Source organism: Streptomyces sp. NPDC090442 (assembly GCF_044769405.1).
GTDB lineage: Bacteria > Actinomycetota > Actinomycetes > Streptomycetales > Streptomycetaceae > Streptomyces.
On the sequence record NZ_JBIVXW010000004.1, the window covers coordinates 107,980 to 129,404 of the forward strand.

Consider the following 21,425-nt stretch of genomic DNA (forward strand, 5'->3'; position numbering starts at 1 on the left):
GAACATCCCCGGACAGGCGGATCGTGCTCGCTTAAGCCGATATCGGTGAGTCGCCAGTCTCACGCGATGCTCCTTGCCGAGTATCGGTGCCATCTGCATCTAGCCCCGTTGCCGCGCCTCCATCGTCACTGCCAGAGCGAAGAGCAACTGCCTGTCGGCGGCTTCCTCGTGCACGGTCAGGCGGTACCAGTCGTCGAACACCTTGGGCTTGTCGATGCTGAACACCACCTCGCCGTCCCGCACGAAGTCGAAGTGGTACTTCACCAAGGCCCCGGCAATCTCTCCGACCGTGTCGAAGAGCGTCAGCAGTCGCCGGGCCCTCGCAGTGGCGACGCTGCGCTCGGTACCGGTGAACGTGCCGAGGCCACGCTGTTCGAACTCCCAGGTCGTCCGGCCGACCGACTTCTTCGGCAGTACCCCGAAAGAGCCGAGCAGCCGGCCCTCGTGGTCGAACGCCTCGTAGCCGGTCAGGGCGGCGAGCCAGCCATTGGAGCTCTCCCGGACGGTCACGAGCTTCTCGCTTCGCTGCTCGTCACGGTAGATGTCCAGTACGTCGGAGACTTTCAGTTGCTTCTCCGCGTAGCCGAGCGACTTACCCGGTCTCCCGTTCCCGTCGTCGGCGGAGATCCGGTACTTGCGCTTCGGACCCAGCGACGTCTTGCGCACGTGGTAGATCGAGGTCGGCACGCGCACAGGATATTTGACTCCGCTGCGACACCGATAGCAGCAAGCGGTCTGCCGTACGGTGGGCGGCTTCCGCTCGGGCTGTTGCCGCTGTGCTCGACTACGGCCCGACCCAGCGCGTTTGCTCACGGTCTTCGTCCGTTGAACAGAGGCACGGCGACTGTGGGCCCACGGAGGGGCGACCGGGGGAGGGCCGGGTGGCCCCGGTACTACTCCTGGTGCCGACTGAGCGTCCACCAGGGGTGCGAGGCGGCGGACGACTTCAATCTCCTTCAGCGCGCGGTCGGTTCACAATTGAGTCGCCCGCTCAATCGTCCGCTCATCACCCTGCATCAAGATCTCGAACAGTGCCTTGGGGCTTGATCGCGGGCTCGGCTGGACGCCTGGCCGAGGCGGTCGGCCGATGAACGCCGCGACGGTCGCGAGCGGTTCGGTCCCCCGGGAGACCGAACTGGTCGGATGTCGCATGCTGGCCCCGCCCCGGCGCACGATGATGCCGAGCAGTCGCTGCTCGGCATCGGCGTACAAACCCCGGACCCCGACCGGCGGATCCTCCGTCAATGTGAGGTGAACGGGCATGTCCGCTTACCCTGGAGACTGCCGGTCGTGCCGGCTACTCGTGATGGGCGGCTCCCGACGAGCGCCGGACGATGTTCAAGTACTCCGCGTGCCAGCCGTTCTCGTCCTCTACGGGCACGTAGGTCACTCGCAGACCCTCGACCACGAAGGTCCCGTCCTCGATGGCCTGGCGGTCCACCCGCACTTCACGGCCGTCGTCCCCGTCGATGTACCCGGTGCCGCGGACCTGGTTGTACCACCGGACCACACCGCTGACCCTGTCGGCCATCTATCGCCTCCAACTTAGTTACTTGCGCAAGCCGTTGATTGTTGCACGTGAGGTATTCCCGGTCCCACGTGGTGGGCAATCCGATCAGATGTCTTAACTCCGCTACAGTCCCCGGTCGCGTGGCAGGGCATCAGCGGTGTGGGCACGCGGGGCAGCCTCTGTGCTCGGGCACGGGATGCCCCGGAGGTGCAGGCTTGCTCGCTCAGGGTCTTGCTGAGCTGCGCTTCGAGGCGTCTGGCCTGAGCGGGCAGACGAGCGCTGCGGGCGCCGGCGGCCGCCGGCAGAGCGGCTTCTCGGTGAGCCCGCCCCGAGCAGGAACCACCCCGAGGAAGGAGTAGTCCCGAGGAGGGAACAGCTTGGCGGCGTGTGGGGCATCGACCGCGACAGCGAACATGCCATCCACGCCGTTGAGGCAGGGCGGGTCGATCTTGCCCCAGGCGCGCAGGAGGAAGTGCGCGTCTGACCGTGACCTGGGCTGGGCTTACTCCGAGGGCCCGTGCAGGCGCACAGCGAGGGCGGCGATGTCGTCGTTCAGGTTTCCTCCGTTGTAGCTGAGGAGGTCACGGCGCAGAGCGGTGAGCAGCTCGTGGGGCGAGGCCAGGGGCTGTTGGCGCATCCAGGCCGCCAGCGGAAAGAACCCGCCGTCACCAGCGCGGGCCTCGGAGACCCCGTCGGTGTAGAGGAGCAGCAGGCCATCGGCGGCGAAGTCGAAGGTGTCGATGGTGTAGTGATCGCCGATCAGCTCCGCGAGGCTGAGTGGCGGTGAGGGGGAGGCGGGTTCGAGGGAGCGGAGTTCCCCGCCGTTGACGAGCAGCGGTGAGGGGTGTCCGCAGTTGAGGATCTCGATGCGTCCCCCTTCGTGCGGGATCTGGACAAGAAGGGCGGTGGCGAAGCGCTCCACCGGCCCGTCGAGAGGGAAGGCGGCGCTGTAGCGGGTGCTGCTGGCGTCTAGCCGGCGGGCGACGTTGGCCATGTCGGCCTCGCCGTGGGCCGCTTCCCGGAAGGAGTTGACGATCGCCGCGGCAGCCCCGACTGCCGGCAGGCCCTTGCCCCGCACATCACCGATGAGCAGCCTGACCCCGTATCGCGTGTTGGCGGCCTCGTAGAAGTCCCCGCCGATCCGGGCTTCCGCCGCGGCCGCGAGATACAGCGACTCGACCTCGATGCTCCCGATGCGGCGGGGCATCGGGCTCAGCACCACCTTCTGCGCTGCGTCGGCGACGAGCCGCACGTGAAAGAGGGTCCGCTCACGCTGGAGCCGGACATGGCTTCCGTACGCGGCCGCCACGGTGACCGCGATGATTCCCGAGGCCGTCCACCACGTTCCCAGGTCAGGGAACACGATGCTGAGGCCGATCATGAGCAGCAGGCAGGCCGTCCCGAGCAGGACGGTGGGGAGCACCGGCCACATAGCGGCGGCGAGGGCCGGTGCCGCGGGCAGGAGGCGGCTGAAGGCCGTTTCCGGGGGAGTGGTGTATGCCAGCCCGGCGATGACGCAGGTCAGGACGACCGGAGAGAGCCGCACAAGCCTCCACCGGTCGCGTTGAAGGAGCCGCGGTCGTTCAGACTCGATCACATTTCACAGGGTATCTACACAGAGGGGGCAAAGTGCTTTAGTGGATGGAAGTCGGCCGTCTGTTGTCGCGCGGCTGCAATGACGTGCCGCGCTGATGCCGTGGCGGGGCGAGGCGGAGGACGACGTGCGTGGGGCTTCCACGGGCTCAGTACTGGCCGTAGTGGGCGGGCGAGGCGGGTTCGTGCAGGGCGGCCAGGGCTAGGCGGAACATGGCCCGATTGAGGTCATGGCTCCCACGTCAGTGTGTGCTCGCCGTGGATCGAGGTGCCGGAAGGCTTGGTGGCCGCGGCGAGGCCGGTCTGCGGGCGCTGCTGGTGGTCCGTCGTACTGCTGGTTAGGGGTGTGGTGTGGGCTCGGGAACGGTACGCACGTCAGTGAGTGGAGGGGGTGGTGTGTGGTGCGGCTCTCATGGGGATGCGGAGGTTGGTGCCGGTGCCGGTGCCGGTGCCGGTGCCGGTGCCGAAGCCGGTTTGGCCGGGTACCTCGGCGGGGGCGATAGCCGCCCGGTGCGCGTTGTGCAACTCCCCTCCCGGAAGAAGTCGTTCAGGACTACCGCCAGGAGTGACCTGCCTGCGGACCAGCGGTGAGTACCCGCAGACGGTGGGATGATGTGCCGGTGACCGGTATCCCGTCCCAGTCTTCGCCGCCTCGCGACCGCGCTCTCCGACGTGGCGTCAACGCACTCATTCCGCAAGCCGAATCCGGCGCTGTCCCGGCCGCGGAGCAGGCCGCGGCCGCCCTGGCAGCGCTGGAGACGGTGTCGGTCCAGGCTGGCCTGCTACACGCGGCCGTGGTGCTGCTGGAAGAACGTGCCCAGGTAAGCGAGGACGAGGGGGAACGAGCAGCCGCCGGCACCACGGCAGCTCTGCTGCGCGGTGCACTCGACGGCCGCGACCGTCCTGCCCCCTCCTCCTAGGATTCCCCCGCCCCGCTGCGCAAGTCTGGTCGACTGTCTGCTGGTCTGGTCCTCGACGATGTGGGCCAGCTGCTCACCGTCGTGCCAACAGGCGTCTAATCAGCCCTCGCCGTCGCTCTCGCCGTCGCCCTCGTGCTCGTACTGGATGTTGCCGTCCTCGTCGAGCGGGAGGTGAATGCGGCTGGGGGCCTGTTGGCTGACATCGGACGGACGCGGCCCTTCGGGCCCGTCAGGACCCCAGCGCATCAGGCGGCGGACGCGGCCGATCCGGTAGACCGTGCCCAGGACCTCCAGTTGGTTGACCCGGCCGGCGCGTAGCTGGTCGGCGGCCTCGGCGTAGGCGGCCAACTCGCCTTCCGCGGTGTCAGTGTTCTCGGCGACCCGGGTACGGGCGTCGACATTGGGGTGGGCTTCCATGGGGATGAGGCCGCGCCCGCGGGGTTCCCACCACGTCAGGGAGAAGTCCAGAGTCTTCCGGGCATCATGAGCACTGACGTGCAGACCGCTGCCCGACTTCCAGCCCGTCCCGATCCGCTCCACGATTTTGAACGTCGCGGGTAGCAGCAGGATGTCGGGGTGGGTGGTCACGGCCTGACGCGAATCGAGCAGCACGTCGTCGGGGTACTGGGTACCGGCGTAGGCCATGCCGCGTAGCGTCAGTCGTTCCGCGGCCTGGGCGGGGGTGACCGGCGCATCCGGATCCAGGACGAAACCGTCATCGATCTTCCCCTCCCGGGAGCCGCGCTCCCAGTTGGGGGTGACAGGCTCCGGATCGGTGGGGCGCGGTTGCTCGATGCCGTCCGGGCCCACACCGACGTACTCCTCGGCGCGCACGATCCGGTAGCGGGTGCCCAGCACGGTGAGTTCGTCGACGGGCTCGCTCTCCAGTCGGGCGACCGCCGTCAGTAGGGCACGACGCTCAGTTCTGTCCGGGGCCTCGTCCTTCGCGCGAAACCACAGCAGCGAATTCAAGTTGTCACGGGCCATCTGCGGACAGCCCGTTGACACCGAAACCACCACCCGCCACCGCTGCCCGTCGTCCGCATCCTGCGCGGCCACACCGAACAGCGGGCCGCGGATCGCTACCTCGCCAACCTGAGCAGCGGCGTCAACTGCGTCGGCCTCCATGGCGGCTTCGACCGGTTCCACCGGAACCCGCACCACCATCGGTCGTACCCCGCCCGGCCGCACATCCCCATGGTCCATGCCCTCATCCTGCCGACCACGACATGCTCCTGGAGGGGATTCGCCCCAATTCCTGCATTCTGTACACGGGATTCGTGGTGCGGGTGTATAGGGCGGGGCCGGTATCAGCGCCAGCAGCACAGGTGCATTGGCTGCTCGACGCCACCGCGAGCGCTGAGCCGCCTCGCGTGCGAGATACAGATCCGGAAGCCGACGCGCTCGACGGAGGGCGGCTTGCTTCGCCCCGGTTGGATACAGCTCCCTGGCCCACGAGATGGGCTGTTGCCCGAGGAGAGATGGTTTCTCCGCGGGGGAGTGGAAGCGATCTGGCGAGTTGGCTGCTTCGGCCAGAGGCGGTGTCATTAGTCCACCGGGAAGCGGCTGTACATCACATCGATCGCGAAGGCACCTGCTCCATCGCGCGGCGGATGACGTTCTGTGATGTGCGGCAGAGTCGTTGAGGAATGCGCTGGAGCCGGGGTCGTGTGTGTGGGGGGGCGGGAGGCGTGAACCTGGGCGCTGTCGGGCGCCCTTGGGCGGTCTGCAGCTTTTTACGCCCGTCTCCAGCTCGCGCACGGACAGAGGAACAGAGGAGCAGTTCACGAGCAAGATCGGCCAGACCGTTGAGATACCCCACCTCGGTGGATCGACCGTCGGGTACACCTTCGGCAGGCCGTACGATCCCGCGCTCCCGACGCTGATCCTGATCAACTCGTACACACCTCGGCCGAGTTGTACCGGCCGCAGTTCGCCGACCCAGTGCTCGGCTCCGCGGTCAACCTGCGCGCCCTGGAACCTTACGGACATGGCCGCACGAGGTCCTCGTACCGGCACTTCACCTACTGGGACAGCGCAGTCGTCAACCTGCAGGCCCTCGCTGGCTCGCCACCTATCGCGCGAACGACGCCGGTGACGACGGACGCTGCCGCCTGCGCCTCAGCACGGTGCACCTGGGGGACCACGACGGGCTCCACGGCAGGCTCGACGAGGTCGGCTGCCCCATCCTGTGGCTGCACGGCACCGCAGACCAGGTGTATTCCGTTCCGAACGCCCGGGAGGAGATACGGATGTTCACCGGTTCTCCGGCGGCACGCCTGGAGGTCATCGAAGGCGGCCAGCACTTCCGGAGTGCTTCGCACCCCGCTGAGGCCAACGCCGCAGCGATCGAGTTCGTGAAGCACTGGGCCTGAGCCGGGGAGGAGACTGGCACGGTGGCTGACACGCCGATCCGGTCACATTCCCGTGCTCTGACGGTGCAGGTTCAGCGGTGGGTCGCGCGTAGTCCGGTACCACGGCTGCGTCGGCTCAACTGCTGTAGCGGTGATGCGCAGGGGTGACGACAGGGTGCAGTCGGAGGGGCCGAGTCGTCGGCCTACCCCCACGTCTGTGGAGGTAGGCCGACGAGCGCTGCCGCACGCCGCGGTCGCGGTTGTGCGCTGCGTTTGTTCACCGAGGGGACGTCGGAAGCAGGCACTGCTTTGTGGTCGAGGCACGGGTGCCCACCAGGCTGAGCGAGTCGGCTCCGGTGCCGCGGCGCCAAGAACTTTCGCCGACAGTGCGAAGACGGCACGTACTGGTGCGGGCTCCTACTCGGTGGGTGCGGCGATCAACTGGAGTGTTCCCGGCAAGGCGAAGGGGAGCCACGCCACAGCCTGGTCGAGAGCCAATTGTGCGCCTGCGAATCCACGGGCGTAGCCGAGTGCCCGCTGCTGAAGGCGAGTTGTCGACCGCTCGATCGGGAGAGGGGCGCAGTCTCACGCTCGGAAGGTGCGGCGGTAGGCGTCCGGTGGTACGCCGAGTGTGCGGTGGAAGTGGCGGCGCAGTGTGGTTGCCGTGCCCATGCCTGTGGCCGAGGCGATGGTGTCGACGCTGTTGTCCGTGGTCTCCAGTAGTTCCTGGGCGCGGCGGATGCGCTGTGTCAGCAGCCACTGCAGTGGGGTGGTGCCGGTCACTGACCGGAAGTGACGGCTCAGGTGGCGCGAGCTCATGTTCGCCTGGCGGGCCAGGTCCTCCACGGTGAGCGGCTGGTCCAGCCGTCGCATCACCCAGGGCAGCAGCTCGGCCAGGGGATGGCCGTCCTGGGCGGGCACCGGTGTGGTGACGAACTGGGCCTGGCCGCCGGCCCGGTGGGGTGGAACGACCAGGCGGCGGGCGACCGTGTTGGCGATCGCCGAGCCGTGGTCGCGGCGGACCAGATGCAGGCACAGGTCCATCGCCGCGGCCTTGCCCGCAGAGGTGAGGACGCTGCCGTTGTCGACGTAGAGCACGTCCGGGTCGACCCTCACCCGGGGATAGCGCGCGGCCAGTTCCTCGGTGTGGGCCCAGTGCGTGGTCGCGTGCAGATCGTCCAGCAGGCCGGCGGCAGCGAGCACGAACGCCCCCGTGCACAAGGAGACCACGCGCGCGCCCGACTCGTGGGCCGCGCGCACCGCTTGGACCAGGTCGGCCGGCGGGTCCTCGTCAACGTCCGCCAAGGCGGGGACGATCACGGTGTCGGCGTGCGCCAGCCAGTCGAGCCCGCAGTCCGGCTCCAGCAGGAACCGACCGACCCGGACGGCTTGGGAGCCGCACACCCTGACGGCGTACCAGGGGACCGGCAGGGCGGCCGGGGCGGAGCCGAAGACCTCGTAGGCCAGGGCCAGTTCGAAGTGCAGCATCCCGTCGGTGGCGGCGACCGCAACGGTGTGCGGGGCGGAACTCATGTCGGGAATTGTACGGGGCATGTCGTTCCGGACACTGGGCATCGATCGCCGAACGGGACAGGATTTCCGCGGTGGATCACTTCGAGCACGCGGGAGCAGACATGGGATCGGGGCGGAACGTGGCGGTGTTCGGCGCCTACGGGCACACCGGGCGGTTCGTGGTCGCGGAGTTGCGCGAACGCGGGTACGTCCCGCTGCTCGTCGGTCGCGACCAGGACAAGCTGCTGGCGCTGGCGAAGACCCATCCGGGGCTTGAGGCGCGGCAGGCGTCGGTCGACGACCCGGTCTCGCTCGACCACGCGCTGAACGGCGCGGTCGCCGTGATCAACTGCGCCGGGCCCTTCGCCACGACCGCCGCCCCGCTGGTCGAGGCGGCGCTGCGCGCCGGCATCCCGTATGTCGACGTGGCGGCCGAGATCGAGGCGAACTGTGACGCGTTCGCACACTACGCGGAGCGCGCCCGTGCCACGGGCACCGTGGTGGTCCCGGCGATGGCCTTCTTCGGCGGCCTCGGCGACCTGTTGGTCACCACCGCGATGGGCGACTGGCCGGCGGCGGACGAGGCCCACATCGCCTACGGCCTGAGCAGTTGGCACCCCACTGCCGGAACGCTCGCCGCGGGCGCGGTCTCGGCACGGCGCCGGGGCGGCCGCCGGGTCCGCTACACCGGCGGACAACTGGATTACCACGACGACGCATCGACGATCCTGGAGTGGCCCTTCCCAGCTCCGCTCGGCCCGCAGGACGTCATCGCAGAGTTCACCATGGCCGACGTCGTCACCGTTCCCAGCCACCTGGCCGTCCCGGAGGTACGCACCTACATGACGGCCAGCGCGGCCGCGGACCTGTCCGCTCCCGACGCCCCGGCACCGGCCGCCGTCGACGAGCGTGGCCGCTCCGCGCAGACCTTCGTCGTCGACGTCCTCGTCCGCTCCGGCGGCACGGAACGCCGCGTGGTCGCCGCCGGTCAGGACATCTACGCCGTCAGCGCGCCACTCGCGGTGGAGGCCGTCGACCGCATCCTCACCGGCCGGACCAAGACCACCGGCGTCGCCTCCGCGGGCGCGGTCTTCGACGCCCCGGACTTCCTCCGCGCCCTGTCCGCCCACCTCTCGCTGCACGTCCCGCTCGACACCCGCGGCTGACCAGCGACTCGCGCCAGGCGCAGACCGTGGGCAGTGCGGACGACGAGCGGGACACAGCGGTAGGGCGCGAACTGCGTACGGCGTCACCCGTCGCCCCGCTCGAAGACGACAGGGCCGAAGGCGATACCGGCACGCCGACCGCCCGGCGCCGCGAAGGGCCGGGCGGTGAACCAACAGTGTTCCTTGGGGCCTCAGATGAACTGGTTCGCCGGCGTGTGGGTTCGGCGTTCGGTGTCAGCCCTCGGCCGAAGTGCGGCGGCGGGAGGCCAGAACCAGGCCGGCGCCAGTGGTGAGGGCAACGGCGGTGCCGCCGATCGCCCACGGGGTGGCAGGGCTGGCGCCCGAGGCGGCGAGCTCGGCGCCGGTGTCTGCGGCGGTGTTCTGGGCCGGCTTGGTGGTGTCCTGGCCGGACGCGACGGCCGGCTTGGCGCTCGCACCGCGGTCGCCACCGTCGTGCTGGCGCTGCTCTCCGCCGGCGGACTTGTCCCTCTGGCTGTCCGTGCCTTCAGTGCCAGGCGTGGGCTTGTTCTTGGCGGCGTCCTTAGCCGCTTCCCTGGCCGCATCCTTGGCCATTTCCTTGGCGAGCCGCTCCGCATCGGCCTTGTCCTTGGCACGGGCCTCGTACTGGCCGACCTCCAGGAAATGACGGATGTCCTCAGGCGTGCCGCTCATAAGCGCCTTGTGGGCGGCTGCCTTCACCGCGGGGCCACCGATGCTGGAGATCTGGGCGGTGCGAACCAAGTCGTCCGCGTGGCGCGCCTGATGCTGGCCGACGGCCAGGAAGTGACGGATGTCTTCCATAGTGCCATCCAGCGCCTTGCCGGCGGCTTCCCTTACCTTGGGCCCGCCGTTGTGGAGGATCTGCGCGGTCCGCACTCGATCGTCGTCGTCCTGGGCCTTCTGCCGGCCGACCTCAAGGAAGTGAATCCGGTCCTCGGGAGTGCCGTTGAGTGCTGCCTCGGCGGCTTCTCGGACGCCACGGCCGGAGTTCTTGTCGGACAGGATCTTGAGGATGGCGAAGCGGTTGTTCTCGTCAGCCTTCGAGTTCCCCTGCCCGTCCGGCTTCGCATCCGGTGTCGTGTCAGGGGTGGAGCTAGCCGGCGACGTGGTGGCTTCAGCGGCGACTGCCGGAGCGGCAAACAGGACGGCAGGTGCTATCGCGGCAGCCGCGACGACGGACGAAATGCGGGACAGCTTCACGCGTACTCTCACGTTCCTAGAAAAAAGCGGTAAATCTTCTGTAAAGCATAGGGGGGTGAGGATTTCCTCCGTGAGGGGGGTAGCTGTCAGGAGGCGGGGGAGAACCCGCACTGGTCGTCTGAGGCCGGCCGTGCGGTGAGACCGGCGGTCGCGGACACCGCTGCGGGAGTTGCGATGGCAGCCGCTCCGGAGAACGACTGCCGGGGCGGTGACGCCGAAGGCGCCACGGATCGTGCGGGACACGGGCGACGGCAACTCGGCGACCTGCTCCACGGCCGGCACCCTTACCAGGCGTCGTTCGGTAAACGGCCCTCGCCGGGCTGCGATTACCGTCATGGCAGCCCTCCAACAGCAAGCCCCTGGCGCCTGCCGCGTCACCGCCACCTCGACCGGGACCATCGACTGACCAGCGCGGGGCAGAGCGGCCAAGTGGCCCAGACCCGCTACAACGTCGTCGACACCACCGTCGGTGACGTCATGCGGCAACCACGGCAACACCTACAGCCGACGCGGCGACGCACGGCACGGAAACCGCGAACTGCGAACCCGGAAAGCTGTCGGCGCCCTCTACAGCCAGGTTCCACGCGCCCGTTGGCATCACCGCGTTCCAGGCGAACAGCAGCCCATGGAGATCAAACCAGCATGTTGATTCTCCGCGAGCCCTTACCCCTGGCTCCGCCACCTCGCGCGTGCACCGCGCAGTGCACGCGTTGCTAAGCGCAGTGGAGCCTGTGCTAACGACACCGCGGTGCCGTCCAACCACCCTTGTCTTCGAACCTCACCAACCGAAGGAAGGAGACCACCCGGTGTTATCCAAACGAGCACGGGCCTGCGCCCTCCCGGCATTGGCCGCCACGCTCGCCCTCGCACTCACCGGAGGAAACAGTGCCAGCGCCGATCCCGCCGTCAAACCCCGCAAGAATCACGACAGTCAACACGCCGGCGGCCCCCAACAGGCCTCCATGGCCCCGCTTCTGATCGCGGTTCAGAAGAAACAGCAAGTCCTTGACAAGATCGCCAACGACATCACCCAAGGGCTCCCCGAATTCGACCGGTCAAAGATCCCCGGATTCACGGAAATTGAAGTCGACCCGGACCACAGTCACCTGCGCCTCCACTGGAAAGGCACACCTCCACAGCGGGTACTGCGTATCCTCGCCCACCTGCCGAGCGGGGTGACCGCCGAGGTCCTTCCCTCCCGCTACTCCAAGGCCGAGCTGCACGCCGCACGCAACAAGCTGATCCAGGGAGGCAAACCGGTCACGGTACCGCTGTCCGGCACGGCGACTCCGATCCGCATCACCGGCATCGGAGCCGCAGTCGACGGCAGCGGTCTGGAGATCGGCTACGCCGAGGTCCGTGGTGCGCGGAAGCAGAATGCTGCGGATTCCGCGGATCCGCTGCCCCGCAGTGTTCGCCAGAACAGGTCGGATCAGGTCAAGGCCCGAACTGACCGCATCACCGGAATCCACACGGTCGCAGCATACAAGCCACTGCCCACGGACCCGGCAACACCACCATCGCCACACTCGCAGGATGCCTCACCCCGGTCAGCGACAACCGCCCCGGGACCCACGCGTCACAACGACTTGGCCCCCTGGTACGGCGGATCGGCCTTGCACAACCCCGCCGGGGGCATATGCGCCAGCGGGTTCGGCGTCCTGGACCGACACGGCAACTACCTGCTCACCACCGCAAACCATTGCGATGGATCCGATCACCAATGGTGGACATGGGGCGAAGGCGAAGCCGGGGTCAACGGGCACCCCGTCGGCAAAAGCACCCGGGCGAGCAACTCGTGGGACAACAAGTTCACCGATACCGTCGGCATCTCACTGCACGGAGAGCACGCGGCCGGCTACCTGTACGACGGCACGGCGAAGCAAATCGACGGGTACGCCAAGCCCGTTGTCGGCTTGGGCCACAACAACGTCGGGGACTACGTGTGCGAGGACGGCGCGAACGGAGGAGTCCACTGCAACATCAAGATCACCCGGAGCGACTACTACCAGTGGTTGCACGGCTTTTTGGTACTGACCGACAGCGCCTACGCCACCGCGCAGACGGCTGACGGTATCGCGGGAGTCAACGGTGACAGCGGGAGCCCCGTCTTCGCCGGCGTGAACGGCTACTCGGCAGACGAGGCCCGCGGAACCCTCACCGCGTTTGACCAGAGGGTCAGTTGCCCCGCAACAGAGAACGAGAACACCGTCCTTGACGGCCACCTTCCCGGCAGGCAACCACAGTGCTTTCGGGGCATGTACTTCGTCCCCATCGAATTCACCCTGGCAGTCATGAAGTGGAGGCTGCTCACCGGCTGATCAGCTGACCGAACAACGAGGCCGCTCCTCGAAATCCGTCAACCAGCGGTAACCGTCAGACGGTGACCGGCCTTTGGGCAAGCCCCGCCTTCGACGAACAGCAACTGTTCCCACCGCTCCCACAGACTGGGACAGCGGCAATGCAAGCTGCGGATAGACCGAGAGCCCCGGCGATGACTCCCGGGGCTCGTACCGCTCCAGTTCAGTTACCCGCCGATCTGACTGACAGAACCGATACCAGCACCAACGCCAACACCAAGAACCCGCCAGTCATGGGTTCTGTGCCGCAGGTACCGACCATCTCCGTCTTGAGAAGGAATACCGGGCCGACCTGTGGCAAGGTGATCGCCCATATCGTTAGCGCAGCGACGAACTCTCGCTTCGCAACGCGTCTACTCGATGGCACGGCTGGCTGTTCGTGTGGCTTGGTACCGGTAGTCCCTGGGCGGGACGCCGTAGGCGGTGCGGAAGGCGCGGCTGAAGTCGGCGGCGCGGGGGAAGCCCCAGCGGGCGGCGATGGTGTGGATCGGGATGGCGTATTGGGCGGGGTCGGCGAGATCGCGACGTGCGCGTTCCAAGCGCTGGCGGCGGACCCTGCCGGCCACCGTGTCGCCTTCCTGTTGAAAGAGGCGGTGCAGATAGCTGAGGGAAATATGGTGTGCGGCGGCGATGCTGCGCGGAGTCAATTCGGGGTTGTGCAGGTGCTGTTGGATGAATGCCCTGATGCGTAGGGTAAGCGTGCGTTGATGGGACTCCGGCGGGAGGGACCTGTCGTCATCGAGGACGCGGGCGAACACCGCGGCGATCAGATCGACCAGTACCGTCTCCAGACGGGCCCCGTCGGCAGGCTTGTACGACGCGCTGTCCGCGACGATTTGGAGCAGAGACCGGGCCATGAGCGCACAGATCCCATCGCTCCCTGGAATCCCCTGCCCGAATAATCGCTCCACCCGGCCTGCCGGCAACGGCAGCAACGCCTTGGGGACATCAATCCCCATCCCCGCGAAGCGCTCGTGACCATCGACGACGTTCATGCGGAGGTCGAAGACCCGTGAACTGTCGACGAGGTGCAATTCGTAGGGACTGAACTGGGCCTCCTGGTCATCCCAGGCCAACTGATTGACACCCGACAGCGGAAGCGCAAGGTGAAACTGCTCGGGATCGGACTGGCGGATCAGCTTCGTCGTCCGCTCGAACCGCACCGGATGGCAGGTTACGGGCCACACGCGAATCGCCCCGAGTTCCAGCACGCGATGATGCGCATCGTATTCCGCCGCGAAATCGCTGGTGACGTGTGTGGGGGCATGGCTACGGCTAATGATTTCGCGGAAGACCTCGAACCGATCGACCGCAGGCAGTTCCCCACTCCGAAACACGGTCTCCATCAGCATCGGCTGGCACCTCGTCTCTCACCCGGTCCACCTCGGATTCGAACCGTCATCGGTCCGCGGGCCCTTGAGGACGCGCGGCACGGTACAACTGCCAGCCCCCGCCGACCACAGCCGAATCCTAATACTCCAGCTGTATATCGTGATCAGCCGTCAGCCGTCAGCCGTCAGCCGTCGAAGCGGTGGCGGGCGGCCTCGATATGACCGAAGTACCGGTGGGTCCGGTCATACTTTCCGTCGACGGTTGCGCGCAGGCCCTGGCCCGGATCGGTGAGGGTGTATTCGACACGCGGCGGGACGGTGGGGTGCACGCTGCGCTCGACCAGGCCGTTGCGCTCCAGCGTGCGCAGGTTCTGAGTGAGCATCTTGTGGCTGATGCCCTCGATCTCGTTCCGCAGCTCGCTGAATCTTAAGGGTGCGTTCACCGAGAGTCTCGACGATGAGGAACGCCCACTTGTTGGCGACGTCGGAGAAGATCTCTCGCGCCAATGAGTCCGCGCGCCTGAGGTCCGCTACCTCGGATCGGCCCTTGATCTGTTTGGTCACCATCAGGTTCTCCAGTCACTAAAAAGTGCGTTCTTCCATGTCAGCGACCGCTCTCTTACGGTTCCTGAGTAACCACAAGAGACCAAAGAGGGTCTGGAGTGACGAGCACGGGCCCACGATGCCCGGACAAGGAGGCGGACGGCATGGCCATCACCCTGGTGAACCCCAGCGGATTGCCCGAGATCGATGTCTACCGGCAGGTCTCGATCGCAACTGGGTCGAAGCTGGTCTTCATCGCCGGGCAGGTCGCCTGGGACGCCGAGGGGATCACGGTCGGCGAAGGCGACCTCGCCGCGCAGGTCGAGCAGTGCTACCTCAACATAGGCACCGCCCTGGCCGAGGCCGGCGGCTCCTTCGACGACGTGGCAAAACTGACCTTCTACGTTGTCGACTGGACTCCCGACAAGATGCCCCCGCTCCTGGAGGGGATCTCCCGGGCGGCCGCAAAGCTGGGATGCACCCCGGTCCCGCCGGCTACGCTGCTGGGCGTTGCGGCACTGGACGTTCCCGACCATCTGGTCGAGATCGAAGCCACCGCGGTCCTCAGCTGAACAGATGCCCCTCACCCGCTGAGCGCCCAAGTGGCCAACTGCCGTGCGCAGTTGCCAACCAGCGTGCTCGGCACATCATGTCTGGTTCGCGGCTTGCCGGTGGTAGTGGCTGGCTCGGGACTGGGCCTGATGACGTCGCCGCCAGTCGGACCAGCCGAGCCGGTGGGCGGCGGCGTGCACGGGGCGGACGACGAGGGCGACGAACAGGCGCTGAATCTCGTTGCAGGTGAGCGGGATCAGCTCCTCCGAGGCGGGGTGCCGGGCGTGTTCGTCGGCGCGGACGGCAGCGAGGAAGGCGTGGGCGAGCATGGCGAGGGTGACTCAGCGGGTCCAGGAGTCGAAGCGGCGGACCTGATGCTCGTCGAGTCCGGCGAGCCCCTTCTCGGTCTGGAAGGTCTCCTCCACACGCCACCTTGAGCCCGCGACCCGCACCAGCGCCGTCGGGGGCACCGGGCGGGGCGAGAAACAGCGGTAGAAGGCAAGTTCACCGGTGGTGCGGTTGCGGCGGATCAGCAGTTGGCTGCTGCCGGGGCGAGGATCGGTGAGATCGATGACAGCCCAGTCGTAGAAGCGGTGGCCCTTGGCCCCTGCCCCTGAGGACAGCCGTTGCCAGGCCCGTTTGGGGGCCGCTTGACCAGGCTGTCTGCTCGGAACTTGCCTGCTGCGGTGGGGAGTTCGGTCGAGCAGGCGATGGCCAGCACGTAGCCCGTGCCGCGTGCTTCCAGAGCCGCACGTAGCTTCAGGTTCCCGCCGTAGACCTTGTCCCCGGTAACCCAGGCGGCGTGATGCCTGGCGTCCAGGAACCGCTCGATCAGCTGCCGGGCGAGGTCCGGCTTGGTCGCGAAGGCCGTCTGTTCGGGAAGGCCCGCGGCCTGGCAGCGATCCGGATCGTTTGCCCATGAGCGCGGAATGTACAGCTCCCGGTCGACCGCTGCGTGTCCGCGCCGGCCTGCGTAGGCAAGGTCGACCGCGACCTGGGAGTTCTCGATTCTCCCGGCGGTGCCGGTGTACTGGCGCTGAACGCCGACAGTGTGGACGCTCTTCTTCACGTCCCCGGTCTCGTCGACCACCAGCACGGCCTGCTCGTCATTGAGATGGTCCACGACGTAGTCGCGGACATCGTTGCGTACCGCGTCGACATCCCAGGCGGCCCGGCACAGCAGATGCTGCATCCCGTGTGGCCGGTGCAGGCGCCGTACTCGCGGGCGGAGTTGTGGCCTTGCGGGGAGCGGAGGAGGTGCACTCGACCGTTCCGTGCCGGACTGGCCATCGGCGCGGTGAGTGAGGTGTCCGAGGCGCCGTGCGGCCCTGCCAGTCCTGTAAAGCGAGCTTGACACGCGTCGAGGGGTGACAAGTACGCTTTACATGTGCGGAACAGTGTCAGGAAACTGCGGTCGTTGCGGGGGCTTTCCCAGGGGCAGTTGGGTACGGCCCTCGGGGTCTCACGGCAGACGATCAATGCCATCGAGACCGAGCGGTACACGCCTTCCCTGCCGCTCGCTTTGTCCATGGCCAAGTTCTTCGAGGTCGGCGTTGAGGAGATGTTTCATGTCAATGAAAGCCCAGCGGATGAGCAGTAACGCAGCCAGGCGGTCCGTCCCCGGCTTCTTCCTCGCCGTCGGCGGGGCCTGTCTCGTGGCCGCGACCTTCGGCGGCCAACTCGTCCGCGGCCTGGTCACGTTCGGGATCCTGGCAGCCTGCAGTCTTGCCTTAATGCTGCTGGGGCGCCGAAGCGAGACCTACCAGGGCTTCACGGAGAAGGCGCCCGACGAACGCTTCGCCAGGATCGGAGGGCTGGCCTGGGCTGGCACGGGCATCGTGCTGACCGTGGGCAATCTCGGCGCCTTTATCGGCGAGTTGGCGTCTGGAAGAAGCGGCGATCCGTACTTCTGGTTCGTGGCCACCGCCGCCATCTCATACATAGGGTTGGTCGCCTTCTTGTCTCGGCGCATCTGAGGAACCGTCACCTCGGGCGGATCACGGCCCCAGCGTCCGACCAGGCAGCGCGACCTACAGGGTCACCGGAGCTCGGTGCCGGGCGAGGCCGAGCGGGTGTGGGCGATGGTGGGCACGCCAGTTCGCGGGCCAGGTCCCGAGGCGAGGGCGTTGCTGCCCGCGGAGCCGTTTGAGTGCTACCGCATCGCCGACGATGGCGAACAACTCGTCGCCACCGAAGGCCAGATGATCACCTGCCTGAGCGAGCACGGCTGTTCGCCGCCGCCCAGCCCCGGGAAACGCTGGCGTTTGGTGACTGCCTGGGAGCCGACGTGTGTCGTGCCTCCGCTGCGTGACCCCATCCTGCGGTGACGCTGCGAACAGGAGCGGGACGACTCCCGATCGCTGAGCTGCGCTCGCCCAGCTCCGGCCGACGCCAAGTGCCCGTTGCGCGGCGGCAGTCTCGGAGACGGGTGGCCAGGCAGGCCCCGCGGGCGCAGGGGAGCGGACGGCAGGTGGCTTCCCCGCTCCGGCTGCGTGAACCACAGGTCCGGCACTCGGGGGAGTGCGGCATCCACGCTGGATCGCGTGCGACCTCACCGTCTGGATCGCCGCCCAGACCTCCCGGCATGGCCAGTCCAGCTCAACGGCAACTTCCCGAACGCGAAACGGTATTCGATACGCGCGCCCTGGTGCCAGGCGCCGTCGCGTCCATGTTCGTCTTGGCGGTGTCCATGCCTGGCACCGTCGCTGGTGCCGGCCTTGCACCGATGGCAGTGGCGAGGTCACAGCCGCGCTGTAGGACGGGTGTCGAGCTGGGACTTGGCGTACCGGGCGGTGTCGTACAACCCGGTCAGCAGATGCCCGCCGAGCCGGGTGGCGATGCCGCCGGGGAGGCTCAAGACGTTGGAGAGGGAGGGTAGCGACGCGACGAGGCCGGCCGGCGGCTGTGGTTGGAGGGAACGGGGGTGGGGGATCGAGCCGGCGACACCCCCGAATCGGCGCTCCCGCTGGGCGTAGAGGTCAAGCGCCTGTCGGAAGTGCTCGGCGCGGAAGTCGGGCCAGAGCACCTCGGGGAAGGCGAACTCGGCATAGGCGCACCGCCACAGCGCGAAGTTGGACAACCGGTGTTCGCCAGAGGTGCGGATGACAAGGTCCACATTGGGCATGTCGGGACTCGGCAGGTGCTCGGCGAATCTCTCCTCCGTCACCTCCTCGGGCGGGACCTGCTTCTCGATGAGAGTGCGCGCCGCGCGCACGATCTCACTGCGGCCGCCGTGGTTGAAGGCCACCGTGAGTGTCATCTTGTCGTTGTCCTGCGTCAGTTGCTGGGCGTACTGGAACTCTTGGCGCAGGCCATCGGGGATCTTGGGGGACGTCTCGCCCAGGCTACGGAACCGGACGCCGGCACGGTGCCACTCGTGGACCTTGTTGCGTAGATACTGGTAGCAGACGTCCATGATGGAGGAGATTTCCTCTTCCGGGCGTGACCAGTTCTCGGTGGAGAACGCGAACAGGGTCAGCCAGGGGATCTCTTCCTCCAGGGCTGTTTTGATCACCGCGTCGATGGCTTTCTCGGCGGCCTTGTGGCCGAGTGCGCGTGGCAGACCCCGCTGCTGCGCCCACCGACCGTTGCCGTCCATGATGCACGCGACGTGTTGTGTCGCGGCGTGTGTCCCCATCCGTCCTCCTCATGTGCGTTGCATGTGTTTGCGCAGTTTTGGATAGTTGTTACCCGGGTGAGGGCGGTGTCATCCGCCTAATCGAGCCGAGGAAGGAGACCGTCAACGATGGTGCTCTGGAGCCGCACTCTGCATGCAGGCGGCATCAATGACGAACCGCTGCGCGCGGATTACACCACCGCGGCGCACTACGTAGCCCGCGTGGAACCGCTCTCCTACCCAGCGATGCGTACGGTCCTGCCTCCCGCCTGGCAGCCCCATGTCCTCGCCACTGTCGCCTTCGGAAAACACACCGACGACCTGGCCGACCTCCCCTCGGCCCACCACTACAGCGGACGCTTCCATGCCTGGGCCGAAGCGGCCGCGCACGGGCTGGCCACCGGATCCTCCACACACGCGCTGGTGCGTGCCTTCCTGCACACCGTCGCCGTCAACGGGGTCCCCCAGGCCCACGTCCGTGACTACCTCGCGGGCCAGGCCGGGAACCTCTCCTTCGCCGGGTACGCCATCGACGAGGACTACTACCGCTGCCTCGACGGTGTTGCCGTGACCTACCTCAACCTCGTCTGCAGCTCCCGTTACCCTGGCGCCGCGAACCGGGTCAGTCACCCCTTGTTGCGGCTCGTGGCTGATGTGGGCCAACGCGTCGACGACCTGGCCGATTTCGCCGCGGACCTGCGCCTCGGCCAACTGCGCTTCCCTCAAACCACGCTGACCGACTTCGGCATCACCCGCGCCGACCTGGAGTCCGGACGCCAAACCCCGGCCGTACGCGCCTTCGTCGCCCACGCATGCCAACAGGCCCGCACGGTCATGGACATCGCCCAGGACGCGCTGCGCCACGCCGACGCGGAGGAACAACTCCTCCTTCGCCCGCCGTTGATTGCCAAACAGCATCTGCTCGGCGGCATCGAACGACAGGGCGCGGACATCACCCGGCGCACCGTCGCGCTCAACATCCTGCCCTCCCCGGCCGAACTGCTGGACGGGACGCTGCGCACACTCCGCGCCCGCGTGCGCGTTGCCGCCATGCACCCCCGCCCATAGAGATGTTCGAGGAAGTCACCAGGACTCTGCGACGGAAGCGAAAGCCGGGATCGTCCAGTTCCAGAGCCCCGGCGTAGGTGAACTCGATTCTGCAGTGCACTGCCTCAGCAGCTTGCCGGTCCGACCGGCCGAGTGGGACTTCCTGCATCCACAGCGCGGCTGCGGTGTTCTTGCCGAGCGGGGCGCTCAGCCCTGGACGCCGGACCCCCGGAACGGTCGCCCTGCACTCCCAGCATCCCCCAGGCAGCACCGCCTTCGACGCCTGCCATCCCGCAAGAAGAAGGACCCCTGGTCCCAGAACCCCACCCGGGCCCCTGGCTTGGCCGCCTGACCCTGCACCAGGCGGCTTGGTGTCCCATGCCGTTCAAAGCGGCGTACCTGGGCTATCGAGCCACGGTTGATGTGTGCCGTCAGCGTCGATGGTCATCCCGAAGCGGCCGGGGCCCGGGCGCCCATGAGCGGTGTACCAGGCCCAGGCGGCTTCGACCTCGCCCCACAACCGGCGCGGCCCGTGCTGCCAGACGGTGAACATGTCGCCCCCGTCCTCCATTTCGTCGATGGCGGCCCAGGACGTGGTGTCGACGGTGGCGACCCAGAGCCGGCGGACGACTCCTTCGACGGCGGGGTTCTCGTGCCACGCGAACCACAGGTCCGGCAGGCACAGGGCGAGCGCGAACTGGGCGGCGAAGTCCTCGTCGCCGGCGACCGCGTCCGGTGCCACGCTGGTCCGGGATTCGGTGGGCTGGTGGTGGTCGGCGACGACGTCGCGGAAGATCCGCAGGTCGAGGCGTTGCCCGCGTGCGGGCATGAAGTCGGCGTAGGGGTGGAAGCGGCCTTGAGCGCTGCCGTCGTCGCGGACGGTCAGGTGGAGCAGGCCGTAGTTGCACCAGGGCCTGGACCACGGAGTGAGGATCGTGCCACCGGGCCGGGTCTGTTCCAGCAGGGCTTCGGGGACGTGGTTGAGGGAACACGTCACCACGATGCGGTCGTAGGGTGCGCCGGCGGGGGCACCGAGCAGGCCATCGCCCACCACCACCCGGGCGCCGGGGGCCAGGCGCTCCAGGGAGACCGCGGCCTGCCCGGCGGCCTCTGCGTCCACCTCCACGGTGGTGACGTTCTGCGGGCCCACAACGTGAGCCATCAGGGCGGCGTTCCAGCCGGTCCCCGCCCCCACCTCCAACACCCGTTCCCCGCGGCGGGCGTTGAGGATGCCCAGCATGCGGGCGACGATCGCCGGCGCCGAGGCCGACGAGGACGGGAAGACCTTCTCCCCGTCCTCGACCGGCTTGCCATCATTGACCTGAGTCACCACCGAGGTGTTCGCGTACGCGGTAGCACGCCACTGCGTCGGCTGCTCCTCGGCGTCGATGCGAACGTAGCGGTCGCCATCCCATTGCCAGAGCACTCGGGGCAGGAACTCGTGCCGCCGCACGGTGGCGATGGCCGAGGCCCAGGGTTCTGGCAGCTCACCGTTCTCGTCGGCGATCGCGGTGAGCAGGGTCCGGACCGCGGCCAGTTCCTCGGCCTCCGTGGTGGTCATCGTGTCAGGCCTTCTTGTGCTTCGGCCCCGACTTGGGTTGGGCGGTGTCATCCGAGGGCTTGTCCTTGCCAGGGTCCTTGTCCCCGCGGTGGCCGCCGCTTCCCTCGCCCGTTGACCCCTTGCCGGTACCCCACCCCATGACGCATCCCCTTCGTCGACG

19 protein-coding genes and 2 pseudogenes are annotated in these 21,425 nt (G+C 67.8%); 8 read left to right on the forward strand and 13 right to left on the reverse strand.

Features of this window, described 5'->3' with window-relative positions:
• Positions 1-99 precede the first annotated feature (99 nt).
• The 5 genes from ACIQU6_RS04835 to ACIQU6_RS04855 form a co-directional block, all read right to left on the reverse strand.
• Positions 100-687, reverse strand: coding sequence for a hypothetical protein (locus ACIQU6_RS04835; protein ID WP_403480198.1), 588 nt, complete (start codon positions 685-687; stop codon positions 100-102).
• Positions 688-972: 285 nt separating this feature from the next.
• Positions 973-1,263: a hypothetical protein gene (locus ACIQU6_RS04840; RefSeq protein ID WP_403480199.1), complete on the reverse strand. Its 291-nt coding sequence runs from the start codon at positions 1,261-1,263 to the stop codon at positions 973-975.
• 34 nt (positions 1,264-1,297) lie between these two features.
• Positions 1,298-1,531, reverse strand: a complete 234-nt coding sequence (locus ACIQU6_RS04845) for a hypothetical protein (protein WP_403480200.1) — start codon at positions 1,529-1,531, stop codon at positions 1,298-1,300.
• A 481-nt stretch (positions 1,532-2,012) separates the two neighbouring features.
• On the reverse strand, positions 2,013-3,056 hold the full coding sequence (locus tag ACIQU6_RS04850) for a PP2C family protein-serine/threonine phosphatase (protein ID WP_403480201.1): 1,044 nt from the start codon (positions 3,054-3,056) through the stop codon (positions 2,013-2,015).
• Between the two features lie 422 nt (positions 3,057-3,478).
• Positions 3,479-3,628: a hypothetical protein gene (locus tag ACIQU6_RS04855; RefSeq protein WP_403480202.1), complete on the reverse strand. Its 150-nt coding sequence runs from the start codon at positions 3,626-3,628 to the stop codon at positions 3,479-3,481.
• Between the two features lie 95 nt (positions 3,629-3,723).
• Between ACIQU6_RS04855 and ACIQU6_RS04860 the strand changes: the two genes are divergently transcribed.
• Positions 3,724-4,023 (forward strand): hypothetical protein, encoded by a 300-nt coding sequence (locus ACIQU6_RS04860; RefSeq protein WP_403480203.1) that lies wholly within the window; start codon positions 3,724-3,726, stop codon positions 4,021-4,023.
• 99 nt (positions 4,024-4,122) lie between these two features.
• Here the strand turns inward: ACIQU6_RS04860 and ACIQU6_RS04865 are convergent, their stop codons facing one another.
• On the reverse strand, positions 4,123-5,229 hold the full coding sequence (locus tag ACIQU6_RS04865; protein WP_403480204.1) for a DUF5954 family protein: 1,107 nt from the start codon (positions 5,227-5,229) through the stop codon (positions 4,123-4,125).
• 923 nt (positions 5,230-6,152) lie between these two features.
• Between ACIQU6_RS04865 and ACIQU6_RS04870 the strand changes: the two genes are divergently transcribed.
• Positions 6,153-6,398 carry an alpha/beta fold hydrolase gene (locus ACIQU6_RS04870; protein WP_403480205.1) on the forward strand — a complete coding sequence of 82 codons (246 nt, stop codon included), beginning with the start codon at positions 6,153-6,155 and terminating at the stop codon, positions 6,396-6,398.
• Positions 6,399-6,962: 564 nt separating this feature from the next.
• On the opposite strand, the gene ACIQU6_RS04875 is transcribed toward ACIQU6_RS04870, so the two are convergent.
• Positions 6,963-7,910: a helix-turn-helix domain-containing protein gene (locus ACIQU6_RS04875; RefSeq protein WP_403480206.1), complete on the reverse strand. Its 948-nt coding sequence runs from the start codon at positions 7,908-7,910 to the stop codon at positions 6,963-6,965.
• Between the two features lie 101 nt (positions 7,911-8,011).
• On the opposite strand from ACIQU6_RS04875, the gene ACIQU6_RS04880 reads away from it, so the two are divergent.
• On the forward strand, positions 8,012-9,055 hold the full coding sequence (locus tag ACIQU6_RS04880) for a saccharopine dehydrogenase family protein (RefSeq protein WP_403480207.1): 1,044 nt from the start codon (positions 8,012-8,014) through the stop codon (positions 9,053-9,055).
• Positions 9,056-9,289: 234 nt separating this feature from the next.
• Here the strand turns inward: ACIQU6_RS04880 and ACIQU6_RS04885 are convergent, their stop codons facing one another.
• Positions 9,290-10,255, reverse strand: a complete 966-nt coding sequence (locus tag ACIQU6_RS04885; RefSeq protein WP_403480208.1) for a hypothetical protein — start codon at positions 10,253-10,255, stop codon at positions 9,290-9,292.
• Between the two features lie 845 nt (positions 10,256-11,100).
• On the opposite strand from ACIQU6_RS04885, the gene ACIQU6_RS04890 reads away from it, so the two are divergent.
• Positions 11,101-12,576, forward strand: coding sequence for a hypothetical protein (locus ACIQU6_RS04890; protein WP_403480209.1), 1,476 nt, complete (start codon positions 11,101-11,103; stop codon positions 12,574-12,576).
• A gap of 392 nt (positions 12,577-12,968) precedes the next feature.
• Here the strand turns inward: ACIQU6_RS04890 and ACIQU6_RS04895 are convergent, their stop codons facing one another.
• Positions 12,969-13,967 (reverse strand): helix-turn-helix domain-containing protein, encoded by a 999-nt coding sequence (locus ACIQU6_RS04895; RefSeq protein WP_403480210.1) that lies wholly within the window; start codon positions 13,965-13,967, stop codon positions 12,969-12,971.
• Between the two features lie 164 nt (positions 13,968-14,131).
• Positions 14,132-14,513 (reverse strand): annotated as a pseudogene (locus ACIQU6_RS04900) (winged helix-turn-helix transcriptional regulator).
• A 140-nt stretch (positions 14,514-14,653) separates the two neighbouring features.
• Here ACIQU6_RS04900 and ACIQU6_RS04905 point away from each other — a divergent pair.
• Complete coding sequence (locus ACIQU6_RS04905; protein WP_403480211.1) at positions 14,654-15,061, forward strand: RidA family protein; 408 nt, start codon at positions 14,654-14,656, stop codon at positions 15,059-15,061.
• Positions 15,062-15,136: 75 nt separating this feature from the next.
• Here the strand turns inward: ACIQU6_RS04905 and ACIQU6_RS04910 are convergent.
• Positions 15,137-16,242: pseudogene (locus tag ACIQU6_RS04910) on the reverse strand (IS701 family transposase); the annotation flags it as partial.
• Positions 16,243-16,428: 186 nt separating this feature from the next.
• Here ACIQU6_RS04910 and ACIQU6_RS04915 point away from each other — a divergent pair.
• Entirely contained in the window at positions 16,429-16,641 is a 213-nt protein-coding gene (locus tag ACIQU6_RS04915) for a helix-turn-helix transcriptional regulator (protein ID WP_403480212.1), read from the forward strand.
• A complete protein-coding gene (locus tag ACIQU6_RS04920) occupies positions 16,610-17,017 on the forward strand; it encodes a hypothetical protein (protein ID WP_403480213.1) in 408 nt (135 codons plus the stop codon). The genes ACIQU6_RS04915 and ACIQU6_RS04920 overlap by 32 nt, the downstream gene beginning before the upstream one ends.
• Before the next feature lie 764 nt (positions 17,018-17,781).
• Here the strand turns inward: ACIQU6_RS04920 and uppS are convergent.
• The gene (gene uppS, locus ACIQU6_RS04925) at positions 17,782-18,678 is read right to left on the reverse strand and encodes a polyprenyl diphosphate synthase (RefSeq protein ID WP_403480214.1); all 897 of its coding nucleotides are present in this window, start codon (positions 18,676-18,678) and stop codon (positions 17,782-17,784) included.
• A gap of 108 nt (positions 18,679-18,786) precedes the next feature.
• Between uppS and ACIQU6_RS04930 the strand changes: the two genes are divergently transcribed.
• Complete coding sequence (locus tag ACIQU6_RS04930; protein WP_403480215.1) at positions 18,787-19,725, forward strand: squalene/phytoene synthase family protein; 939 nt, start codon at positions 18,787-18,789, stop codon at positions 19,723-19,725.
• A 364-nt stretch (positions 19,726-20,089) separates the two neighbouring features.
• On the opposite strand, the gene ACIQU6_RS04935 is transcribed toward ACIQU6_RS04930, so the two are convergent.
• Positions 20,090-21,265: a methyltransferase domain-containing protein gene (locus ACIQU6_RS04935; protein WP_403480216.1), complete on the reverse strand. Its 1,176-nt coding sequence runs from the start codon at positions 21,263-21,265 to the stop codon at positions 20,090-20,092.
• Positions 21,266-21,425: the final 160 nt, after the last annotated feature.

Excerpts from the sequence above, each read along its gene's own strand:
- ACIQU6_RS04845 (WP_403480200.1), bottom strand. The coding sequence starts at position 1,531 with ATGGCCGACAGGGTCAGCGGTGTGGTCCGGTGGTACAACCAGGTCCGC.
- ACIQU6_RS04905 (WP_403480211.1), top strand. The coding sequence starts at position 14,654 with ATGGCCATCACCCTGGTGAACCCCAGCGGATTGCCCGAGATCGATGTC.
- uppS (WP_403480214.1), bottom strand. The coding sequence starts at position 18,678 with ATGGGGACACACGCCGCGACACAACACGTCGCGTGCATCATGGACGGC.
- ACIQU6_RS04935 (WP_403480216.1), bottom strand. The coding sequence starts at position 21,265 with ATGACCACCACGGAGGCCGAGGAACTGGCCGCGGTCCGGACCCTGCTC.
- ACIQU6_RS04865 (WP_403480204.1), bottom strand. The coding sequence starts at position 5,229 with ATGGACCATGGGGATGTGCGGCCGGGCGGGGTACGACCGATGGTGGTG.
- ACIQU6_RS04875 (WP_403480206.1), bottom strand. The coding sequence starts at position 7,910 with ATGAGTTCCGCCCCGCACACCGTTGCGGTCGCCGCCACCGACGGGATG.
- ACIQU6_RS04880 (WP_403480207.1), top strand. The coding sequence starts at position 8,012 with ATGGGATCGGGGCGGAACGTGGCGGTGTTCGGCGCCTACGGGCACACC.
- ACIQU6_RS04920 (WP_403480213.1), top strand. The coding sequence starts at position 16,610 with ATGTCAATGAAAGCCCAGCGGATGAGCAGTAACGCAGCCAGGCGGTCC.
- ACIQU6_RS04930 (WP_403480215.1), top strand. The coding sequence starts at position 18,787 with ATGGTGCTCTGGAGCCGCACTCTGCATGCAGGCGGCATCAATGACGAA.
- ACIQU6_RS04840 (WP_403480199.1), bottom strand. The coding sequence starts at position 1,263 with ATGCCCGTTCACCTCACATTGACGGAGGATCCGCCGGTCGGGGTCCGG.
- ACIQU6_RS04895 (WP_403480210.1), bottom strand. The coding sequence starts at position 13,967 with ATGCTGATGGAGACCGTGTTTCGGAGTGGGGAACTGCCTGCGGTCGAT.